The organism is Pigmentiphaga sp. H8, from assembly GCF_003854895.1.
GTDB lineage: Bacteria > Pseudomonadota > Gammaproteobacteria > Burkholderiales > Burkholderiaceae_B > Pigmentiphaga.
In genome coordinates this window covers 2,838,872-2,859,629 of record NZ_CP033966.1, presented here as the reverse complement: position 1 = coordinate 2,859,629, position 20,758 = coordinate 2,838,872, and the positions used below count along the sequence as shown (strand labels likewise).

Genomic DNA, 20,758 nt, shown 5'->3' with positions numbered 1-20,758 from the left:
CCCCCACTCCTACAGGATCGAAAGCATGCAATCCCCCATCCATCCCGGCAAGGTCGCATGGACCGGAGACAACCCCGGCATCTATCTGAAGGAAACCGACGACGGCCCCTGGACCGGCCTGGCCACCTACTTCCGCATCAACTACTCGCCCTTCGGGCTGGGCCGCGGCGTGCTGCTGCTCGAGCAGCCCGACGAGGCCGCCACCCTGCCCCGTGCCTGCAACGTCTGCATCACCGACAACGAACCGCTGGCCCGCTACCTGATGGCCGGCTTCTTCTCGAAGTTCGCCTCGTTCCGGGTGTCGGCGGGCACGCAGGCCGTGAGCTACCTGCCGCTGCTGGAAGCCCGCTCCGCCGGCGACACCCGGTCGCGCTACCAGGAGATCCTGCGCTCGGCGGAACTGGAAGTGGTCATGACCTGGGACGGTCTGACCGAGCCCTATGCCGTGGACATGCCGCCCGAGAAAGGGCCGACGCAGCGGCATGAGATGTACAGCCTGTTCATCGACGCGGCCAGCGCCGGCATCACCGTGAACGGACGGCCCCTGCGCGGCCGTGTCACCACCCGCAATTTCGATGGCGGCAAGAAGAGCTCGGCGTTCCTGGCCTTCTCGGAATCGTGGATGGAAATGCCGGCGGGCGATGCCGCCAGGGGGACGCCGTAATGACCGAATTCCTGCAATACCTCGTCTCGGGACTGGTGGTGGGCTGCATCTACGGCCTCATCGCCATCGGCTTCACCGCCGTCTACAACGTCACCAACATCGTCAACTTCGCCCAGGGCGAGTCGGCGATGCTGGCGGCGCTCGGCACCTCGACGCTGCTGGCCGCCGGCGTGCCGCTGCTGGCCGCCGCGGCATGCTGCGTGCTGCTGGTGGGCCTGCTGGGCATGGCCATCGAGCGCTACGCGCTGCGGCCGGTCGGCGGCGACGCGCTGCGCGGCATCATCCTCACGATAGGCGTCAGCGTGGTATTGCAGGGTTCGGCCGTCGTGGCCTGGGGCACGGACGCGCATGCGCTGCCGGCGTTCTCAGGCTCGGCCTCGGTCCACCTGGGCGGGGTGTCCGTGCCGCCCCAGGTGTTCTGGGTGCTGGGCACCAGCGTGGTCCTGATGGCCCTGCTCTATCTGTTCCTGACCCGCACCTACCTCGGGCGCACCTTCCGCGCCTGTGCGATGAATCCGCAGGCCGCCTCGCTGATGGGCATTCCCTCCGGAGCCATGCGGGCCCTGGGCTTTTTCCTGTCGGGCACCGTGGGCGCGATCGCCGGCATCATCATCGCCCCCATCGCGCTCATGCAGTACGACAGCGGCGCGGCCCTGGGCATCAAGGGCTTCGTCGCCTGCATCATCGGCGGTTTCGGCAATCCGGTGGGCGCTGCCGTGGGCGGCATCTTCCTCGGCCTGCTGGAGGCCTTCTCGGCCGGCTATCTCAGCTCCGGCTTCAAGAACGCCATCGCCTTCGTGCTCCTGCTGTTGTTCCTCGTGGCCCGCCCTGGCGGCCTGTTCGGCGAATTCGACATGGTGAAGCGATGAAAAGCCTGCCTCCGCTCGCGCTGACCGGCCTGCTGGCCCTGGTCTTCCTGTTCGGCAACAACTACGTGCTGAACCTGTTCGTGGTGTGCGCGCTGTTCGCCCTGCCCGCCGTCGGCCTGGCGCTGCTGGTCGGGCACTGCGGGCAGGTGTCGCTGGGCCACGCGGCCTTCGTCGGCATCGGCGCCTACGCCGCCGCCATCGCCTCCGAACGTCTGGGGCTCGACCCCTGGCTGGCGGTGGCGGCCGCGACCGCGTTGTCCGCCGTCTCGGCCTGGGCCGTGGGCCGATTGGTGTTTCGCCTTCGGGGACACCACCTGGCCATGGCGACCCTGGCGCTGGGCATGATCGTGCATACCGTGCTGGCCGAATGGAAGCCCGTCACCGGCGGCCCGGACGGCATCTCCGTCGGCACGACCCTGCATATCGGCGGCATCGAGCTTGCTTCCGACCAGGCTTTCTTCATCGTGGGCTGGATCGCCGCCGGCGCCGCGCTGATCCTGGCCGACAACCTGATCCGCTCGCCCTTCGGACTGGCGCTGCGCGTGGTCGGCGAGAACGAGCGCGTGGCCGGTTCGATCGGCATCGCCCCGGACCGCGTCAAGCGCGCGGTGATGGCCGCCAGCGGGGCGCTGGCCGGACTGTCCGGCGCGCTCTACACGTTCTGGATGGGCTACATCAGCCCGGATCCGTTCAACGTCGCGTATTCGATCAAGCTGCTGCTGATCGTCGCGCTGAGCGGCTTCACCGGCACCTGGCGCGTGCTGGGCGGCGTGTTCTTCGTCGTGCTGGTCAGCGAAGGCCTGAAGTCCTTCGGCAGCCTGGACGTCGTGATCTACGGCCTGCTCCTGATCGCCACCATGCTGTACCCGCGCTGCAAGGCGGGCGAGGCGGTGCGCGCCTTCCTGCGCCGCCGCGCCGCGGACAAGCGCAAGGTTTCCTCCATCATCGAGGCCAAGGCATGACCCAGACCCCTTCCCCCCTGCTGGAAGTCGAGGACGTCGCCATCCGTTTCGGCGGCCTGCAGGCCCTGGACGCCGTATCGTTCGATGTGCGTCGCGGCGAGATCCTGGCCCTGATCGGCCCCAACGGCGCCGGCAAGTCCACCCTGCTGAACGTCATCTCCGGAACCTTGCGGCCCGATCGCGGACGCGTGCGCTTCAAGGGCGAGGACGTAACCGGCCTGCCCGACCATGAGATCAACGCCCGTGGCCTGGCCCGCACCTTCCAGGCGGCCGAGATCCTGACCGGCCTGACCGTGCGCGAGAACGTCATGGCCGCCGGCGTGCGCGGCGCGCGCAGCGGCTTTGGCGCGGGCCTGGCCGGCCTGGGCTGGAAGACCGGCGGCGCGGCCGACCTGCCCCGCCTGGCCGCCCGCCACCTGGAAGCGGTGGGACTGGCCTCGATGGCCGACGCCTCGGCCTCGCAATTGACCGCCGGACAGCAGCGCCTGCTGGCGGTAGCGCGGGCCCTGGCCTCGGGTGCCGAGCTGCTGTACCTGGACGAACCCGGCGCCGGGCTCAACGGCACCGAAAAGGACATGCTGGCCAAGGCCATCCTGAACATACGCGGGCGCGGCATCACGGTGGTGTTCGTCGAACACGACCTGGCCTTCGTCGGCAAGCTGGCCGAGCGCATCGTCGTGCTGCACCACGGGCGCGTGCTGGCCCGCGGCGAAGCGGCCGAGGTCCGGGCCGACCCGCGCGTGGTGGCGGCCTACCTGGGCAATACCGAGATCCCCGCAGGGCTGCGCGGCGCCGCGCCGTCCGGACAGGCGCGCACCGCGCTCGCGCTGGAAAAGCTGTCGGTGCGCTACGGCGCGCTGGAGGCGCTGGTCGACGTCAGCCTGCACGTGCGCGAAGGCGAGATCGTGTCGCTGATCGGCGCCAACGGCGCCGGCAAGTCCACGCTGCTCAAGGCCATCGTGGGCCAGGTGCGGCCGCACGCGGGCCGGCTGATGTTCGAACAGCGCGACCTGTCGCGCGTCGCGCCCGAGCTGCGCGCGGGCCTGGGCATCGCGCTGGCGCCCGAGGGGCGGTCCTTGTTTCCCAGCCTGAGCGTGGAGGAGAACCTGATGATGGGCTTCTATCCGCGCGTGCGGCGCGCGGGCGTGCTGCAGTTGCTGGCGCCGCGCCGCGAGACGGCCGAGGCGATGCGCAGGACCATGGAGGAAGTCACCGCCCTGTTCCCGCGCCTGGCCGAGCGCCTGCGCCAGCCGGCCGGCACGCTATCCGGCGGCGAGGGGCAGATGCTGGCCATCGGCCGCGCATTGATGAGCGGCCCGCGCCTGCTGATGCTGGACGAACCTTCGTTCGGGCTCGCGCCGCAGGTTGCGCGCGAGATCCTGGAGTCGCTGCCCCGCCTGACCGAACGCGGCCTGTCCATCCTGCTGATCGAACAGAATGCCCGCGCGGCCCTGCAGGTCTCGGATCGCGGCTATGTGCTGGTCAACGGCCGCCTGGCCGCCGAGGACAGCAGCGCGAACCTGCTGCGCCGCGACGACATCGGCGACGCCTACCTGGGCTGGAACGGCGAGGAACGGAGGCTGAGCGCATGAACGCGAAGCCTGCCAACCAGGCCGACGCCGCGGCCTTCGCCGCGATGATGGCCGTGCGTCCCGTGCTGACGGGGCTGCTGCCCGCGGCCTCCGTCTTCGACTATCCGGAACGCACGCTGCTGCATGCGGGACCGCCTTTCGCCGATATGCGCGAGGTGCCCGAGCCGGTGCTCAATTCCGCCGTGAACGCCGCCCTGTTCGAGGGGTGGGCCCAGGACCGGGCCGGCGCGCTGTACGCGTTGCGCGGTGGCCAGATCGCGCTGCGGCCGGCGCAGGATTTCCACTGCGTCGTGCCCCTGGCCGGCATGCTGTCGCCCAGCCAGATGGTGCAGGTGGTCGACGACCAGGCCAGCGGCCGCCGCTGCTTCGCCCCCCTGAATGGCGGCAATGCGTGGCCCATGCGCCTGGGACTGCCGCGGCCCGAGGTCGTGCAGCACCTGCGCTGGCTCAACGGCGCGTTCGCGGACAAGGTGCGCGCCGGCTGCGAGTCCGGCCTGGACCTGCTGGCGATCGCCGATCTCGCGCTGTCGCGCGGGGACGACTGCCACGGCCGCACCGCCGCCGGCACGGCCATCCTGGCCGAGCGGCTGCGTGCGGCCTCGCTTGCCGGCGAGGCCGAGCAGGCCTGGCGCTACCTGGACGAGTCGCCCGGCTTTTTCCTGAACCTGTGGATGGCCGCCGCCAAGCTCATCCTGTCGGCGGCCGAGGGCGTTGCCGGGGCCAGCCTGGTCACCGCCATGGGCGGCAACGGCGTGCGGGTCGGCATCCAGGTCGCGGGACGGCCGGGCACGTGGATCACCCAGCCCGCCCTGCCGCCACGAGGAACGCTGGCGCCCGGCCACAGCGCCGGCGACGCCCTGCCCGCCATCGGCGACAGCGCCGTGGTCGAGGCGCTGGGCCTGGGAGGAATGGCCATCTCCTACTCACCCGAACAGCAGCGCGCGCTGGCGGCGTTCATGCCCGAGCCTTCCGACGTGCTGGCCGCCTCGCTGCTGATGGGCCCGCACCCCGCCATGAATCTGACCGCCCCGCGCATGGGGCTGTCCGCCCGCAAAGTGGCCGATACCGGCAAGACCCCGGTGGTCGCCCTGGGCATACTCGACGTCCGGGGCCTACACGGACGTCTCGGAGGAGGCATCTGGCAAGCCGCGCCGGATCCCTTCCTCCAGGCGCTGTCGCACATCCAACCCAGCAACCCCCAAGGGGAGTCCCTATGAAGCTCTGGAAATACGCAGTCGTCGCCCTTGCCGCCCTGTCCGCTCTTCCCGCCGCCGCCCAGGAACTCAAGATAGGCGCATTGCTGGAAACCTCGGGCGCCGTCGCCTCGCTGGGGCAGCCCACGCTGGAGGGCGCGCAACTGGCGGTCGAACAACTGAACGCGCGCGGCGGCATCGGCGGCCGCAAGGTGTCGCTGGTCAACCTGAACAGTGAAAGCGACAACACCAAGACCGTCTCCGGCGCGCGCCGGCTGCTGTCGCAGGAAAAAGTCTCGGCCGTGATCGGCCCCAGCAGCTCAGGGTCGAACTTCGCCGTGGCCGACGTGTTCGAACGGGCCCGCGTCCCGATGATCGCCAACGGCGCCAGCCGCGGCATCGTGCTGCCGCCCGAGAAGCGCCGCTACGTCTTCATCGCCCCGCTGACCGACCAGATCGTGCAGACGGTCATGCTGCAGGACATGCAGGGGCGCGGCATCAAGCGCGTGGCCATGCTGAACTCGGACGTGGCCTTCGGCACCAACGGCCGCGACACGCTGGCCGCGCTGGCGGGCCAGTACGGCATCGAGGTGGTCGCCAGCGAGACCTTCGGCAACGCCGATACCGACATGACACCGCAACTGGCCAAGCTGCGCGGCACCACGGCGCAGGCCATCGTGCTGTGGGCCACGGGGCCGGGCCTGGCCATCGCCACCCGCAACCATCGCGCGCTGGGCATCGACACGCCGCTGTACGTCACGCACGCGGCCAATGACTTCAATTACCTGCGGCTGGCCGGCGATGCCGCCAACGGCATCCTGCTGCCGTCCTCCAAGCTGTACGTGGCGGCCTCGCTGTCCGACGCCGATCCGCAGAAGAAGGTGTTGCAGGACTTCCTGGCCGCCTACCAGCAGAAATACGGCAAGCCGCCGTCGACCTTCGCCGCCAACGGCTTCGATTCGGCCAACCTGCTGCTGCACGCGATGCGGACGGCCGGCGGGAACGCCACGGCGATCCGCGACGAGCTGGAGAAGGACACGCGCTACGTCGGCGTCACCGCCGTCTATGCCTACGGGCCCACGGACCACTTCGGCGCGCAGCCCGACAGCGTACGCATGCTGACGGTAAAGAGCGGCGCATTCCAGTTGGCTTCGGCGCCCTGACGGTCATTGCGCCTGGATGAGCAGGTCGTCCACCAGGACGGAGATCTGCTCGACGATGGCCGCCGCGACGCGGGGATAGTGATAGCGGTAGGAATACGCCACCACGATATTGGGTTGACGTACATGCGACTCGAACGCGCGCGACACGATGCTGCCCACGCCGGGCAGCACGTAGGGCGGACAGAAGTTGAGCAGCGAGAAGCCATGCCCCGCGGCCACCATGCCCAGCAGCATGCCGATGGACGACACGGCCTGGGCGATGCGGGGCATGACGCCATTGGAGCTGAACGCGGTCAGCATGTACTCGCGGGTACGCGGCAGGTCCAGCAACACCAGCGGCTCGGTGTTCAGGTCCGCCGTGGTCAGCGACCCCTTGGCGGCCAAACGGTGATCGGACGGCAGCACCACCTGCAGCGGCGCGGGGCGCAGCGTGACCACCTGCACGCCCGAAGGGATCTCGAAGTCGTAGAGCACGGCCAGGTCCAGCGAACCCGTGCGCAGCCCTTCGAGCAGGTATTCGTGGTGGCCTTCGTTCCAGGTCAGGCGGGCGCCGGGCAGTTGTTCGCGCACGTGGCGCAGCAGCGGCGGCACCACGAAAGGCGCGAAGGTCGTCAGGCAGCCCACGCGCACCTGGCCGCGCAGGTCGCCGCGTTCGAGCACGCTGTCGCTGCCCAGGCCCCAGGCATCCTGCAGGATGCGGCGGCACTGGACCGCGAAGGCGCTGCCGTACTCGGTCAGGATCAGGCCGCGGGCATGGCGCCGCCGAAACAACTGCGTGCCCAGCGTGGCTTCGAGGTGCGCGATCGCGGCCGATACCGCGGGCGCCGAGACATGCAAGGCCTGCGCCGCCTGCTGCACGGACTGATGCTGCGCGGCGGCCAGGAAATAGGACAGCTGCCTGAGCGAGAAATCGGGCGCCCGCAGCGCGCCTTCGAGCTGGGGGTCAGGCGACCCGTGGACATTCTGGAGCACGGTTGATCCTGATGGTGGCCGCGGACTGGATGACGCGCGCCGGCGGACAGACGAGTCGATTCAAGGTACAGAGGAAAGCCATCGATGACAACCGGGATTCCCCCCTCTTCCCCCGGCGCGGGACGCCTCCTGATCGAGGTGCGGCGCGTAGCGCCGGACCTGGCTTCGGCGCTGGCACCCGGCGTCCCGGTCGTGGGTCGCGCCCTGCGCGACGCGCCGGGCGGCGGCCCGGCCGCCGGCACCCGCGTGGCCGCGATGGCACCCGGCACCAGCGTCCCGGGAATGACCGTCGCCGTCGAGGGCGCGCTGTCCGTTCCCGCCACGCTGGACGATGGTGCCGCCCTGCTGCTGCCCGCGCTGTGGCCGGTGGTCTGGTGGACGCTGGCCGACCGGCGCCTGGCCGGCCCCGGCGAGGCGGTGCTGGTACACGAGGCCGATACGCCCTGGGGCCTGCTGATGACGGCGCTGTCCCGCGAACTGGGCGCCCAGCCGCTCGCGGCAACGGCCACGCGCGACGGCATGCGGCGGGCGATGCGGGCCGGCGCGCACGATGGCGCGCTGTACACGACGGACTGGCCGGTGCTGCTGCGCGAACATGGCGGCGCCGACGTCGTGCTCGATCCCTCCCATGGACAGCACCTGCCGGCGTCGCTGGGCTGCGCCCGGCATGGCGCGCGGCTGGCGGCGCTGGGCATCGCCGCGCCAGGCCAGGACATCTCGATTCCGCTGTCGGCGCTGCGCCGGCGCGGCGCGAGCCTGCACGCCATCCGGTGGGACCCTGTCCGCCACCGGCCCCACGCCGCGCGCGCGGCACGCGAATTGCCCGCCCTGGTCGAGCGCGTGCGTGATGCGCTCGATGCTTCTCTCAACCTTCTCTCCATGCCATGAACGACGACACTCATTCCCTCCCACCGCTCGCCGTCGAACTGCGCGCCGCCCTCGACGGACACCGGCACGCCGCCCTGGACGCCGTCGAGCAATGCCTGGCGCGCATCGAGGCCGACGAACCCGCGATACGGGCCTGGCGCGCGATCGACCCCGGCCATGCGCGCACGCAGGCGCGCCGCATCGACGGCCGGGGCGCGGCCGGTCCGCTGGCGGGCATCCCGCTGGCGGTGAAGGACATTTTCCTGACGCAGGATTTCCCCACCCGCTGCGGCTCTCCCATCTACGAGGATGGACTGGCCGGCGCCGACGCCGCCTGCGTGGCGGCCGCGCGTGCCGCTGGCGCGGTGGTGATGGGCAAGACCGTCACCACCGAGTTCGCCTATTTCAACCCCGGTCCGACCGCCAATCCGTGCAACCCGCTGCATACGCCGGGCGGCTCCTCCAGCGGCTCCGCGGCCGCGGTGGCCAGCGGCATGGTGCCGCTGGCGTTCGGTTCGCAGACCGCCGGCTCGCTGATCCGGCCTGCCTCCTACTGCGGCGTGTTCGGACTGAAAGCCACGCATGGATGCCATGACCTGGCCGGCGCGAAGGGACTTTCGCCGTCGCTCGACACCTTGGGGTGGCTGGCGCGCGGCGCCGACGACCTGGAGCTGATGCGCAGCGCCCTGTCGGGCGAGGCCTATCGCGCGCTGCCCCCGCACCGCCAGCCGGGACAGCTTCGCCTGGGCGTGTGCCGCACCTGGGAATGGCCGGCCATCGATCCGGCGGGCGCCCGGGCCTTTGAAGACGCGGAGCGGCGCTGCCGGGAAGCCGGCGTCCAGGTGCGTCGCCTGGAACTGCCGCAGGCATGGCGGCCGCTCGCGCAGGCCCAGAAGACCGTCATGGCCTTCGAGACCGCGCGCAGCCTGTCCATGGAGTGGCAAGACCACCGGCACCAACTGAGCGCGGCCCTGCGCGGCTTGATCGAAGAAGGCCTGGCCTGTTCCCGGGCCGACTATGCCGCCGCCCAGGGACTGGCGCAGGCGGCCCGGCAGGAGCTGGCCAGCCTGATGGACGGCATCGACGCCCTGCTGGTCCCCAGCGCCCCCGGCGCCGCCCCGCTGGGCCTGCACGCGACCGGCGATCCGGTCTTCTGCCGGGTCTGGACGCTGCTCGGCCCGCCCTGCGTGAACGTACCGGGCCTGCGCGCCCCGGACGGCCTGCCCATCGGCATGCAGCTCGTCGGCCACGGCGGGCGGGACCGCGACCTGCTCGCGCTCGCCGCGTCCCTCCATTCGATCCTGTCACGGGAAGGATTGCAGTCATGAAGCTCTTGATACAAGAGGTGCGGACGCTTACGTCCGAGATCCGGCGGTTCGTCCTGGCCCTGCCCGATGCGGGGCCGCTGCCCCGGTACGCGCCGGGCGCGCACATCCGGGTGCAGGTCGCGCTGCCCGACGGCCGCATCGACCTGCGGGAATACTCCCTGCTGGGTGACGGCAGCGACGAGCGCCGCTACGAGATCGCCGTGCTGCGATGCGCCGACGGCCGCGGCGGCTCGGCCTGGATGCATGCGCGCCAGGCCGGCGACATTCTGGACGTGCTGCCGCCCGCGAATCACTTCGCGCTGGCCGGCGAGGCGCGGGAACACCTGCTCATCGCGGGCGGCATAGGCATCACGCCCATTCTTTCCATGGCACGCGGCCTGCGGCGGTCGGGGGCAGCCTTCGAGCTGCACTACGCGGCCCGCACCGCGGGCCACATGGCCTTGCGCGAGGAAGCGCGGGCGACGGGCGCATCCGTCCATCTGTACTACGACGACGCCGAACCGCTGCGCGACGCGCTGCCGGGGCTGCTGGCGCAGCACCGGCCCGGGCGGCACCTGTATGTCTGCGGTCCCCGGGCGCTGATCGCCGGCGTGGTCTCGGGCGCGGCCGCCTCCGGCTGGCCGGCCTCGCATGTGCACTACGAACTCTTCGCCGGCGCCCTGTCGCTGGGCGACGACCAGCCCTTCGACCTCGTGGCCCGCGCCTCCGGGACCACGGTGCGGGTCGAGGCCGGCCAGACCATGCTGGACGCGCTGCTGGCGGCGGGCATCGAGCCGCTGTACGACTGCCGGCGCGGGGAATGCGGCATGTGCGTGACGAGCGTGGCCGAAGGCGAGCCCGACCATCGCGACCACTATCTGTCGGCGCGCGAACGGGCCGCGGGCGATGTGGTGTGCGTATGCGTCTCGCGCGCGCGCACGCCCGTGCTGGTCCTGGACATCTGATCCGCTGCCCGGCGCGTCAGTAGGTATCGAACGCGGCCTGGGTGTCGTCCATGCCGGCGCCCAGCGCCAGCATCAGCAGCACGCGCGCTTTCCACGGCGACAGCGTACCGGCGCCCGGCAGGCCGCCCGAGGCCGCGACGCAGCCGCTGCCCGTGCGGGTCGCGCGAACCACGGCCACGCCGTCCCGCTCCAAGTCGTCCAGCGCCTCCTGGGCGTCGGCGCTGGCCGAGCCGTTGCCGGTGCCGGCCCAGACCAGGCCGCGCGCGCCGGTGGCTGCCACGGCCCGGATCAGCGCGGCCGAACCGCCGGCATAGCCGGCCAGCACTTCGACCGGCGGCAGCGGCGTGGCGGCCGTGAACGGCGTGGCGTGGGTGTGCGCACGCTCGGGCCGCCCCATCCACGCAACCCGGCCGTCCTGGACCCAGCCCAGGGCGCCCGCGTTGGGCGACGTGAAGGCATCGGGCCGGTTGGCATTGGTCTTGGCCGCGTCGCGCGCGCCCAGGACCTGGTGATTCAGCACCACCAGCACGCCGCGTCCGGCGGCTTGCGGATGCGCCGCCACCGTGACCGCGTCCAGCAGGTTCAGCGGACCGTCGGAAGACAGCGCGGTGGCAGGCCGCATCGCGCCCACCAGCACCACCGGCCTGTCGGTCTTGAGCACCAGGTGCAGGTAGTAGGCGGTTTCCTCGAGCGTGTCCGTGCCATGGGTGACGACCACCCCGTCCAGGCCCTCGTCCAGCAGGGATTGCACCCGCGCGGCCAGCGCCTGCCAGAAAGCGGGCGTGGCGTTCTTGCTGTCGATGGCCGCGAACTGCTCGGTCCGGATGCCGGCCGCCTCGTCCAGGCCCGGCACGCGGGCGCACAGCTCGGCCACGTCCAGCGCGCCGGCGGCATAGGCCATCGTGGACTGGGGACGGGCGCCGGCCCCGGCGATGGTGCCGCCGGTGGCGACGATGCAAAGGCGCGGCAGGGACATGGCGGGCGTGCACAGGAGGACGAGAGTCCGATGATACCCGCGGCCGGATTGGCGTTCCCGCGACAGTTGCGTTTTCCGCTTGCGCCGCGCATCGATACTGTATAAAAATACAGTTACTGGATAAAACCACAGAAGCCCGATACGCGCCGTCGCCACCCGGTGGCGGGCGCCCCGCCACGGAGCCCGAGATGTCCAAGCTGACCGCACGCCAACAAGAAATCCTGGATCTCATCCGCCAGGCCATCGTCAAGACCGGCTTTCCGCCCACCCGGGCCGAAATCGCCCAGGCATTGGGCTTTCGCTCGCCCAACGCGGCCGAGGAACACCTGAAGGCGCTGGCGCGCAAGGGCGTGCTGGAATTGTCCGCGGGCACGTCCCGCGGGATACGGCTGAAAGATCCGGTCGTGGCCGAACCGCCGCTCCAGCTCACGCATCCCGTGCTGGCGCAGCTCGTCCTGCCGCTGGTGGGCCGGGTCGCGGCCGGCAGCCCCATCCTGGCCACCGAGCATATCGACAAGGAAATCGGCGTCGACGAGGCCCTGTTCTCGCAACGGCCCGACTACCTGCTCAAGGTACGCGGCAACAGCATGCGCGACGCCGGCATCCTCGACGGCGACCTGCTGGCGGTCAAGAAAGCCGCCCAGGCCCGCGACGGGCAGATCATCGTGGCCCGCCTGGGCGACGACGTCACCGTCAAGGAACTGCGCTACACCGAAACCGGCCTGAGCCTGCTGCCGGCCAATCCCGACTTCCAACCCATCGAAGTCGATCGCGAGCGCGACGATTTCGCGCTCGAGGGCATCGCGGTCGGCCTGATCCGGGCCGGCCTGGTGCATTGAAGACCTAGACGGACGACCATCATGAAACACAGCACGCCCAGCTCCAGTCTTTCCAGCGGATTTCCCGCGCTCGACGCCACCCTGCCCCAGGCCGGATGGCCCGTCGGCGCACTGACCGAAATCCTGGTCCCGCGCGTCGGGCATGGTGAATTGAACCTGCTCGGCCCGCTGCTGAGCCGGCTCACCAAGGCCGGCCGCACCGTGGCACTGCTGGTGCCGCCCTATTTGTCCTACGCGCCCGCACTGATCCAGCACGGCGTCTCGCTGGAATGCGTCAAGCTCGTGCGCACCGACCATCCCCTGGATGGCCTGGACCAACTGGAGTCCGGCGTGCGGGCGGGCGAGTTCGCCGCACTGGTCGCCATCCTGCCCCCTGATCATGCGGCTGCGCAATCCGAAAGTACCGTCCGCCGGCTGTACATGGCCGCGCGGCTGTCCGGGTGCCCCGCCTTCCTGTTTCATACCTGCAGCACGCCCGCCACGACCTCGGCATCCCAATTGCGGCTGCTGGCGGACATGAGCCAGCCCGGCCAGATCCGGCTCCAGCGCATCGCCCCCATTGCCGAAGGCAGCGAAGGCGCGGTCACGCTGGACATCGGCCAGCAAACGGCGCGCGCGGGGTTCAAACCGGGGTTCAAGCGTGCGGCCGGACTTGCCGTGGCGGGAACGCACACGCGCTCCGCCGAGGAAACGGACACGCATGGCACCGACGCGGATACGCTGCCGGCACAACGACCCGCCACCCCGCGTACCGGACAACATGGACCGCACGCCAAGCCGGCCCCGGCGAATCGCAGCCCATGGCCTTTCAAGCAGCGTCGCGGCGCTGGCAGCAGCCGCGGCTATCCGTCCGCGCTGGCACTGCTTTTTTCTCGCGGCTGGAACGCCTGAGTCTCTCCACGGTACTCGCGGCAGAACCGACTGCCGCGGTGCCCTCGCCCCGATGCTCCATTGCCCACGAATTTCAAAATCTCGTGGGCTTTTTTACGTCTTGCAGGCACGACGGCACCCGTTCGGAAGGTGTTGTAACCCAGCCATAACCCCCCGTTTGGAGTATGTATTTTTTCGTACTCATTGCTAGGCTGGTTGCTCCATTCCACTCGCTGCGCCAACCCCGGAAGAGGCCATCATGCAAGCGAAATCCCACGTCATTCACGCCCTCGCGGTACTTGCCACGGCTGCGGCCGCATCGGTCTGGTGCGCCAGCGCGATCGCGCAAAGCGGATCGATCGGAGGCTCGGGTTCGGGCTCGGGTTCGGACGGCCCCCGCGCCGTCGAGGAACAGTCCGCCGCGATCAGCTACAGCTCTCGCGCGGCGGCCTGTGCGCGGGCCAAGTCCCGCGCCTCGGAGTTCGCCCAGCGCAAGAGCAACTTCAAGGACATCAGCCTGGGCGCCTGCGACTGCTCCTCCACCAAGACCAAGCCGTGGCAGCCGGCATTGCAGGCTCAATACGCGATGGAAACAGGCATGCCCCCTCCCACAGGTCCTGTCGACACCCACGAATGCACGGTCACCGCCCGCATTTCGTTCAAATAGCCGCCAGAGGCCAGCCATGAAGACACGCGGGCAAATCAGGGGCCGAGCAACGGCGGCAATGGCCGGTCTGATCGCATGGGCGGCATGCTGGCCGGCTTATGCCTTTAGCGATTCAGATCCACTTCAGCTGAAATGCGTGGGGGAAAGAAGCGATGGCTTCAAGACCCATATATTCATAAACATCGGCGGAAGGTTCGAGATCAGGAACCGATCCAATGAATTGGTTTATGACATACGGAAAGACAATGGCTATGGAACCCCCGGCGACTACTCTCAAGACTACGAAGTCCTGTCCGAAAGAATCGTTTTCCACAGCAGGCTGATCAGCAACAAAAGAATGTACACCGGAGGGGAAATCAATAGAAAAACCGGCCGAATAAGCATTGAAACCACGGAGATGGCTAACAACTTCAGCGGCGTATGCAGCGTGGGAAGCTATGTCCCGGACACCAAGTTTTGAGCTCCGCCCTGACAAAATGAAAAAACACCATCTCCTGAGCGTGGTCCTGACCGCATCCGCTTTTTCTCCCGGGCTGGCGGCGCAAAGCATGATCCTGCTGAAATGCGAACAAACCGCGGCCAACGATGCGGCGTTGAAATGGACGTCATCCCTGGAAGTCAACGTCCAGGAAAAGAAATTGACCTACGATGGCCAGGTCCTGCAACTAGGCAGGAAGACCGAGCGAACCGATGTCAAGAACGGAGAAAACCTGCGCTGGGAATACAGCATCACCGAATGGTCCGATAGCGGAATCGCCTGGGAATTCCGGTTCTATATCAATGGAGTATATAAACCAGAACCGACGCGCTACCGCCTGGACAGGATCAGCGGCAAGTTGAGCGGGCCCCATTCCAGCGGCCCGTGCCGGAGGATCGAGGCATCCGAGAAATTGTTCTAGAGCCGAAGCCTACTTCGCTCCCCGTTGCCTGAGCGTCTCGTACATGCAGACGGCCGACGCCACGCTGACGTTCAGGCTTTCCACGGACCCTTGCATGGGAATCCGGACCAGTTGATCGCAGGTCTCGCGGGTCAGGCGGCGCATGCCCTCGCCTTCGGCCCCCATGACCCAGGCAATGGGCTGGCGAGCGTCCACGTCGTACATGGTCTCGGTGGCTTCGTCGTCGGTACCGACCACCCAGACGCCGCGCTCTTTCAGGCTGCGCAGCGTCCGTGCCAGATTGGTCACGGTCAGGTAGGGAACGCTGTCGGCGGCGCCGCAGGCCACGCGCTGGACCGTCGTGTTCAGGCCCACGGCCCGGTCGCGGGGAGCGACCACGGCATGGACGCCGGCCCCGTCCGCGGTTCTCAGGCAAGCCCCCAGGTTGTGCGGATCGGTGACGCCATCCAGCACCAGCAGAAAGGCCGGGCCCTCGGCATCGTCCAGGACCTCGTCGACATCCATCGCCAATTCGAGCGACTCCGCCAGCGCGACCACGCCCTGGTGGCGCTGTCCCTTGGCCAGCCCGTCCAGGCGCGTCTGCGCCACGGGATGCACCTTGCATCCGGCGGCCTGGGCCTGTTCGACCAGCGTCAGCATGCGCCGGTCGCGGCGCGCTTCTTCGACGTAGATATCCTTGATCGACCCCGGTGCATGGCGCAGCCGTGCGGCCACCGCGTGGAATCCGACCAAAACCTGGCTAGCTGCCATCTTTCACCCCAACATGAATGCTTGCCGCTGCGCGGCGGCAAAAACGACGCGGCGCTGCCCCAGGCAGCGCCGCAATGCCGTTATTAGACCAGAGATTCAGTGCCGCTTGCCGCGACCGTGTTTGGCCGCCGCGCGTTTGCCGCTGCGCGCGCTGGTGGGCTTCTCCGGGGCCGTATGCTTCTTGGGCGCGGCCTTCTTGCCCTTGGGCATCTTGGACATGTCGGTCAGCAGCACGGCCTTGGGCTTGGCCAGCTTGCGTTCGGGCGCGGGGGCGCTGTCACGCTTGATGGCCTTGCGCAGCCCTTCGTAGGTCACGCCCTTGACCAGCTTGAATTCGATGCGGCGGGCCTCGAGGTCGACGCGTGCCACCTGTACCTGCACCTTGTCGGTCAGGCGATAGCGCATGCCCGTGCGTTCGCCGCGCAGCTCGTGCAGGCCGTCGTTGAACTGGAAGTACTCCGCGCCCAGCTCGGACACGTGCACCAGCCCTTCCACGTGGAGTTCGTCCAGCGTGACGAACACGCCGAAAGGCGCGACGCCGGTGACCGTGCCGCTGAAGACGTCGCCCACGTGCTCGCGCATGTACCAGCACTTGAGCCAGGCCTCGACGTCGCGCGAGGCATCGTCGGCACGGCGTTCATTGGCCGAGCAGAACAGGCCCAGTTTTTCCCACAGCGCGTGCTCCTGTTCCTTGGCCGTGCCCGGCATGACCGGCATGTCTTCCAGCGCGTTGGGCACGTAGCGCTTGCCATGCAGCAGCGCCTTGATCACGCGGTGGGTAAGCAGGTCGGGATAGCGCCGGATGGGCGAGGTGAAGTGGGCATAGGCCGGGTAGGCCAGGCCGAAGTGGCCGGCGTTGTCCGGGCTGTACATGGCCTGCTGCATGGACCGCAGCGCCATGGTCTGCAACAGCGGCGCATCCGGCCGGTTCTTGGCGCTGGCCAGCAGCGCCGAATAATCGGCCGCGGCCGGCTTGTCGCCGCCGCCCAGCGACAGGCCGAGCGTTTTCAGGAAATCGCGCAGAGCCTGGAGTTTTTCCGGGGTGGGCCCTTCGTGGATACGGAACAGGCCCGGATGCTTGCTGCGCTCCATGAAGTCCGCGGCGCAGGTATTGGCGGCCAGCATGCATTCTTCGATCAGCTTGTGGGCGTCGTTACGCACGTAGGGAACGATGCTCTGGATGCGGCCCAGTTCGTTGCAGACGATCTTGGTCTCGACCGTGTCGAAATCGATCGCGCCCCGCTTCTCGCGGGCCTGCGCCAGCAACTGGTACAGCGCATACAGGTCCTGGATCTGCGGCAGCACGTTCGCATGTTTGCGGGCGGCCGGGCCGTCGGGCTGCTGCAGCGCTGCCCACACCTCGGTATAGGTGGTGCGCGCGTGCGAGTGCATGACGGCGTTGTAGAACTGGTAGGCCTGGACCGTGCCGCCCTTGGCGCCCGTGGCGGGGATCACCATGTCGCACACCAGCACCAGCCGATCGACGTTGGGATTCAGCGAGCACAGGCCGTTGGAGAGCTTCTCCGGCAGCATGGGGATGACCTTGCGCGGGAAGTACACGCTGGTGCTGCGCTCCAGCGCGTCGGCGTCCAGCGCATCGCCAGGCGTCACGTAGTGCGCCACGTCGGCGATGGCGACGATCAGCCGCCACCCTGCCCGCTTGCGCGTTCCCGTGCCCAGCTCCACCCGCTCGCAATAGACCGCGTCGTCGAAATCGCGCGCGTCCTCGCCGTCGATGGTGATCAGCGGCACGTCGCGCAGGTCGTAGCGGCCGGCCAGGTCGCCCTTGACCACCTCGGAAGGCAGGCGCTCGGCGCGCGCCAGCGCCTTGGCCGAGAATTCGTGCGGGACGTCGAACTTGCGGACGGCGATCTCGATTTCCATTCCGGGATCGTCGATCTCGCCCAGGATCTCGACCACGCGGCCCAGCGGCTGCGTATGCCGGGTCGGTTGCTCGATGATCTCGACCGTGACGACCTGGCCGTGCTGCGCCTGGCCGGTTTCGCCGGGCGGCACGAGGATGTCGTGCTTGATCCGCTGGTCCTCGGGCACGACCAGCGCCAGGCCGCGTTCGTTCAGGAAGCGCCCCACCAGTTTGTTGGTGCGCCGCTCCAGGACCTCGACGATGGTGCCCTCGGGCTTGCCGCGGTAGTCGCTGCCGGCCGGCCGCACCAGCACGCGGTCGCCGTGGAGGACTTTCAGCATTTCCTTGGGCGGCAGGAACAGGTCGTTCTGGCCGTCGTCGCGGATCAGAAAGCCGAAGCCGTCGCGATGCCCCTGCACGCGGCCCGCGATGAAGTCGAGCTTGGTCGACAACAACAGCGCGCCCTTGCGGTTTTGCATCAACTGGCCATCGCGCTCCATGGCCGCGAGCCGGCGCTCGAACCCCACGCTGCCCGGGTCCACACCCAGTCGACGTGCCAGTTCCGCCGGAGCGATGGGGGCATTCGCCTCTCGCAGCAATCCCAGGATTTGCTCGCGAGTGGGCACGTCGGGATCGAAGTCCGCGGGCGTGGAGGGAAGGTTGTTATGGGATCGAGTTGTCAAAGTGTCAGGTTCTCTTTATAATGCGCAGCTTCTGTTGCTACTGCCCCGCATGCAACGGTACACGCAAGGAATAACTTGAGTTTACCGCAGCAAATGTTAGGTAGTTGCGACAATGCCCAGATGGCGGAATTGGTAGACGCACTAGTTTCAGGTACTAGCGCTTAGCGGCGTGGAGGTTCGAGTCCTCTTCTGGGCACCAGTTCTTTGGCAGGCGCAAGCCTTCCAGATAGTTGGAATACCCGCTCAAAGGGTTATTTTAGTTGTGCAGCAGTGCCCAGGTGGCGGAATTGGTAGACGCACTAGTTTCAGGTACTAGCGCTTAACGGCGTGGAGGTTCGAGTCCTCTCCTGGGCACCACTGATAAGCAAAACCCCGCAACTCCAGTTGGCGGGGTTTTTTGTTGCCTGCCGGCATCAGCGCCTCAATCGATGCGGATGTTGGCCGCTTTCACCACGTCGGCGTACTTGCGCAGATCGGCCTCGATCTGGCCGCGGAATTCCGCCGGCGTATTGCCCGACGCGACGATGCCCAGCCCCGCCAGGCGTTCCTTGACCTCGGGCTGGAACACCACGGCGCGGATCTCCCGCTGCAGGCGGTCGACGATCGCGGCCGGCGTGCCCGCCGGCGCCAGGATGCCTATCCACGACGTCACCTCGAAGCCCGGCACCGTCTCGGCCACCGTGGGCACGTCCGGCAGCGACGCCAGGCGCTGCGCGCTGGACACCGCCACGGCGCGCATCTGGCCGCGCTGGATGAAGGGATACGCCCCCGCCACCGCCGTGTAGAGCATGGGCAGCGTCCCGCCGACCACGTCGGCCATGGCCTGGCCGCCCCCCTTGTAGGGAATATGGACGAAATTGGCGCCGGTGCGCACCTTCAATAACTCGCCCGCCAGGTGCGGCGTGCTGCCGGTGCCCGCGCTGCCGTACGAGACGCCGGCCGGGTTGCGCTTGGAATAGGCGACCAGCGACGCGAAATCGGTTGCCGGCAGCGAAGGATGGGTCACGATGACCAGCGCGGCATCGCCGATCTTGCTGACGGGAGCCAGGTCGCGCAAGGTGTCGAACGGCACCTTGGCATAGACGTGCGGGTTGATGACCAGCGTGCCGTCGAAGCCGACCACCAGCGTGTAGCCATCGGGCGCGGCCGTGGCCGCGAGCTGGGTGCCGATGTTGCCCGAGGCGCCGGGCTTGTTCTCGACCATCACCTGCTGGCCCAGGCGGTGGCTCAGGTGCTCGGCCACGATGCGGGCGCCGGTGTCGGTCACGCCCCCGGGCGCGAAGGGCACGATCAGCCGGATCGGCTTGCTGGGGTAGTCCTGGGCGCGGACGCCGCCGGCCGCCAGGCACAGCGCGGCCAGCACGGGTGCGCAAAGCGCGGATGACCATCGTATCGCCATGTTGTCTCCTCCTTGGTTTGATCTTGTCGTCAGCCTATCGCGCCCTGCCCGCGCAGGCTGGCCAGCCGGTCCGGCGCATAGCCCAGCCAGTCGCCCAGCACGGCGTCGGTCTGGGCGCCCAGCCGCGGCGGCGCGCCGAAAGATGCCGGTGCCGCGCCCGAGAGCTTGACCGGATTGCCCGGCATGCGCAGCGACGTTCCGTCGGGCAGCGGCACCTCGGCCACCATGTTCCGCGCCACGACCTGGGGGTCGGCCAGCGCCTGCGCGAAGTCGTTGACCGGGCCGCAGGGAATGCGGGCGGCCTCCAGCCGCGCGAGCCAGTGGGCGGTGGGCTGCTTGCGCAGCTCCTCCGAGATGATCTCGTCGATGCGCGCCTTGTCGGCGAAGCGCACCGGCTGCTGGAGATACTCGGGCCGCCGCAGTTCGGGCACGTCGATGAAGTCCACGAAGCGCTCGAAGAAGGCGTCGCCGATGCAGGCGATGATGATGTGGCCATCCGCGGTCGGATAGCAGTTGTAGGGCACGTGCACGAAGTGGCCGTTGCCTATGCCTTCGGGAACCTGGCCGGACATGAAGTACATCGTGGCCATGTAGTTCAGCAGCGAGACCTGCACGTCCAGCATGGCGATGTCGACGTGCTGTCCCCTGCCCGTCTGCTCGCGCTCGACCAGGGCCGCCAGCACGCCTATCGCGCCGAAGGTGCCGCCGCCCAGGTCGCCAATGGGGATGCCGCTGCGTATCGGCCCCGTGGCCGGCGTGCCGGTGATCGACATGCCGCCCCCCATGGCCTGCACCACCTGGTCGAACGCGGGCCGCTGCGTGGCCGGCCCGGTCTGCCCGAATCCCGTCACCGAGCAGGTGACGATGCGCGGGTTGACCTTGGCCAGCGACGCATGGTCGATGCCCAGCCTTTCGGTCACTCCCACGCTGAAGTTGTCGAACACCACGTCGGCGCGCCGCACCAGGTCCAGGAAGACCTCGCGGCCCGCCGGCTGCTTCAGGTCGACGCAGACGCTTTCCTTGTTCCGGTTGAGGGTGACGTAGTAGGCGCCCATGCCGTCGCGCGAATGCTGCGGATCGTTCTCGAGCAGCCGGCGCGTGCCTTCGCCCTTCCCCGGAGGTTCGACCTTGATGGTGCGCGCGCCCAGGTCGGCCAGCAGCATGGTGCCGTAGGGCCCGGAAAGCATGTGGGTCAAGTCCAGCACGGTAATGTGTTCGAGGGCCAATCCGCTATCTCCTTGAAGACGATGCCGGGAC

At 68.7% G+C, this 20,758-nt stretch carries 20 protein-coding genes and 2 tRNA genes; 16 read left to right on the top strand and 6 right to left on the bottom strand.

All coding sequences use genetic code 11. The features are described from left to right. Nucleotides 1-25: 25 nt before the first annotated feature. The 6 genes from EGT29_RS13590 to EGT29_RS13565 are packed head-to-tail and all read left to right on the top strand — an operon-like array spanning nucleotide 26 to nucleotide 6,443. The gene (locus EGT29_RS13590) at nucleotides 26-664 is read left to right on the top strand and encodes a hypothetical protein (protein WP_124689499.1); all 639 of its coding nucleotides are present in this window, start codon (nucleotides 26-28) and stop codon (nucleotides 662-664) included. Continuing rightward, a complete protein-coding gene (locus tag EGT29_RS13585; protein WP_124689498.1) occupies nucleotides 664-1,533 on the top strand; it encodes a branched-chain amino acid ABC transporter permease in 870 nt (289 codons plus the stop codon). Before EGT29_RS13590 ends, EGT29_RS13585 begins: the two co-directional genes overlap by 1 nt. Next, complete coding sequence (locus tag EGT29_RS13580; protein WP_124689497.1) at nucleotides 1,530-2,495, top strand: branched-chain amino acid ABC transporter permease; 966 nt, start codon at nucleotides 1,530-1,532, stop codon at nucleotides 2,493-2,495. The genes EGT29_RS13585 and EGT29_RS13580 overlap by 4 nt, the downstream gene beginning before the upstream one ends. Then, nucleotides 2,492-4,087: an ATP-binding cassette domain-containing protein gene (locus tag EGT29_RS13575; RefSeq protein ID WP_124689496.1), complete on the top strand. Its 1,596-nt coding sequence runs from the start codon at nucleotides 2,492-2,494 to the stop codon at nucleotides 4,085-4,087. Before EGT29_RS13580 ends, EGT29_RS13575 begins: the two co-directional genes overlap by 4 nt. Further along, a complete protein-coding gene (locus EGT29_RS13570) occupies nucleotides 4,084-5,304 on the top strand; it encodes a DUF1116 domain-containing protein (protein WP_124689495.1) in 1,221 nt (406 codons plus the stop codon). Before EGT29_RS13575 ends, EGT29_RS13570 begins: the two co-directional genes overlap by 4 nt. Next, complete coding sequence (locus tag EGT29_RS13565; protein WP_124689494.1) at nucleotides 5,301-6,443, top strand: ABC transporter substrate-binding protein; 1,143 nt, start codon at nucleotides 5,301-5,303, stop codon at nucleotides 6,441-6,443. Before EGT29_RS13570 ends, EGT29_RS13565 begins: the two co-directional genes overlap by 4 nt. 3 nt (nucleotides 6,444-6,446) lie before the next feature. On the opposite strand, the gene EGT29_RS13560 is transcribed toward EGT29_RS13565, so the two are convergent. Continuing rightward, nucleotides 6,447-7,415 carry a LysR family transcriptional regulator gene (locus EGT29_RS13560; protein ID WP_238160392.1) on the bottom strand — a complete coding sequence of 323 codons (969 nt, stop codon included), beginning with the start codon at nucleotides 7,413-7,415 and terminating at the stop codon, nucleotides 6,447-6,449. A gap of 84 nt (nucleotides 7,416-7,499) precedes the next feature. On the opposite strand from EGT29_RS13560, the gene EGT29_RS13555 reads away from it, so the two are divergent. The 3 genes from EGT29_RS13555 to EGT29_RS13545 are packed head-to-tail and all read left to right on the top strand — an operon-like array spanning nucleotide 7,500 to nucleotide 10,554. Further along, entirely contained in the window at nucleotides 7,500-8,303 is an 804-nt protein-coding gene (locus EGT29_RS13555; RefSeq protein WP_124689493.1) for a zinc-binding dehydrogenase, read from the top strand. Then, complete coding sequence (locus EGT29_RS13550) at nucleotides 8,300-9,610, top strand: amidase (RefSeq protein WP_124689492.1); 1,311 nt, start codon at nucleotides 8,300-8,302, stop codon at nucleotides 9,608-9,610. The genes EGT29_RS13555 and EGT29_RS13550 overlap by 4 nt, the downstream gene beginning before the upstream one ends. After that, the gene (locus EGT29_RS13545; RefSeq protein WP_124689491.1) at nucleotides 9,607-10,554 is read left to right on the top strand and encodes a PDR/VanB family oxidoreductase; all 948 of its coding nucleotides are present in this window, start codon (nucleotides 9,607-9,609) and stop codon (nucleotides 10,552-10,554) included. Before EGT29_RS13550 ends, EGT29_RS13545 begins: the two co-directional genes overlap by 4 nt. Nucleotides 10,555-10,570: 16 nt before the next feature. Here the strand turns inward: EGT29_RS13545 and EGT29_RS13540 are convergent, their stop codons facing one another. Then, entirely contained in the window at nucleotides 10,571-11,530 is a 960-nt protein-coding gene (locus EGT29_RS13540; RefSeq protein ID WP_124689490.1) for an asparaginase, read from the bottom strand. Between the two features lie 188 nt (nucleotides 11,531-11,718). Here EGT29_RS13540 and lexA point away from each other — a divergent pair, with 188 nt between their 5' ends. From lexA to EGT29_RS13515, 5 genes are all read left to right on the top strand, one after another. Continuing rightward, a complete protein-coding gene (lexA, locus tag EGT29_RS13535) occupies nucleotides 11,719-12,369 on the top strand; it encodes a transcriptional repressor LexA (RefSeq protein WP_124689489.1) in 651 nt (216 codons plus the stop codon). A 21-nt stretch (nucleotides 12,370-12,390) separates the two neighbouring features. Next, nucleotides 12,391-13,260, top strand: coding sequence for a hypothetical protein (locus EGT29_RS13530; protein ID WP_124689488.1), 870 nt, complete (start codon nucleotides 12,391-12,393; stop codon nucleotides 13,258-13,260). A 238-nt stretch (nucleotides 13,261-13,498) separates the two neighbouring features. Next, nucleotides 13,499-13,906 (top strand): hypothetical protein, encoded by a 408-nt coding sequence (locus EGT29_RS13525; protein ID WP_124689487.1) that lies wholly within the window; start codon nucleotides 13,499-13,501, stop codon nucleotides 13,904-13,906. A gap of 16 nt (nucleotides 13,907-13,922) precedes the next feature. Continuing rightward, nucleotides 13,923-14,366, top strand: a complete 444-nt coding sequence (locus EGT29_RS13520; protein ID WP_124689486.1) for a hypothetical protein — start codon at nucleotides 13,923-13,925, stop codon at nucleotides 14,364-14,366. A 16-nt stretch (nucleotides 14,367-14,382) separates the two neighbouring features. After that, on the top strand, nucleotides 14,383-14,805 hold the full coding sequence (locus EGT29_RS13515; RefSeq protein WP_124689485.1) for a hypothetical protein: 423 nt from the start codon (nucleotides 14,383-14,385) through the stop codon (nucleotides 14,803-14,805). A gap of 9 nt (nucleotides 14,806-14,814) precedes the next feature. Here the strand turns inward: EGT29_RS13515 and rlmB are convergent, their stop codons facing one another. Beyond that, nucleotides 14,815-15,555 (bottom strand): 23S rRNA (guanosine(2251)-2'-O)-methyltransferase RlmB, encoded by a 741-nt coding sequence (gene rlmB / locus EGT29_RS13510; protein WP_124689484.1) that lies wholly within the window; start codon nucleotides 15,553-15,555, stop codon nucleotides 14,815-14,817. A 96-nt stretch (nucleotides 15,556-15,651) separates the two neighbouring features. Beyond that, the gene (gene rnr / locus EGT29_RS13505; RefSeq protein WP_124689483.1) at nucleotides 15,652-18,102 is read right to left on the bottom strand and encodes a ribonuclease R; all 2,451 of its coding nucleotides are present in this window, start codon (nucleotides 18,100-18,102) and stop codon (nucleotides 15,652-15,654) included. Nucleotides 18,103-18,216: 114 nt separating this feature from the next. Between rnr and EGT29_RS13500 the strand changes: the two genes are divergently transcribed. Together EGT29_RS13500 and EGT29_RS13495 are read left to right on the top strand one after the other, a co-directional pair. Continuing rightward, nucleotides 18,217-18,301 (top strand) — tRNA-Leu (locus tag EGT29_RS13500). Nucleotides 18,302-18,374: 73 nt separating this feature from the next. Then, nucleotides 18,375-18,459: transfer RNA gene (locus tag EGT29_RS13495), tRNA-Leu, on the top strand. Between the two features lie 64 nt (nucleotides 18,460-18,523). On the opposite strand, the gene EGT29_RS13490 is transcribed toward EGT29_RS13495, so the two are convergent. Further along, nucleotides 18,524-19,501 (bottom strand): tripartite tricarboxylate transporter substrate binding protein, encoded by a 978-nt coding sequence (locus EGT29_RS13490; protein ID WP_124689482.1) that lies wholly within the window; start codon nucleotides 19,499-19,501, stop codon nucleotides 18,524-18,526. Nucleotides 19,502-19,530: 29 nt separating this feature from the next. Then, on the bottom strand, nucleotides 19,531-20,727 hold the full coding sequence (locus EGT29_RS13485) for a CaiB/BaiF CoA-transferase family protein (protein ID WP_124689481.1): 1,197 nt from the start codon (nucleotides 20,725-20,727) through the stop codon (nucleotides 19,531-19,533). Between the last annotated feature and the right edge of the window lie 31 nt (nucleotides 20,728-20,758).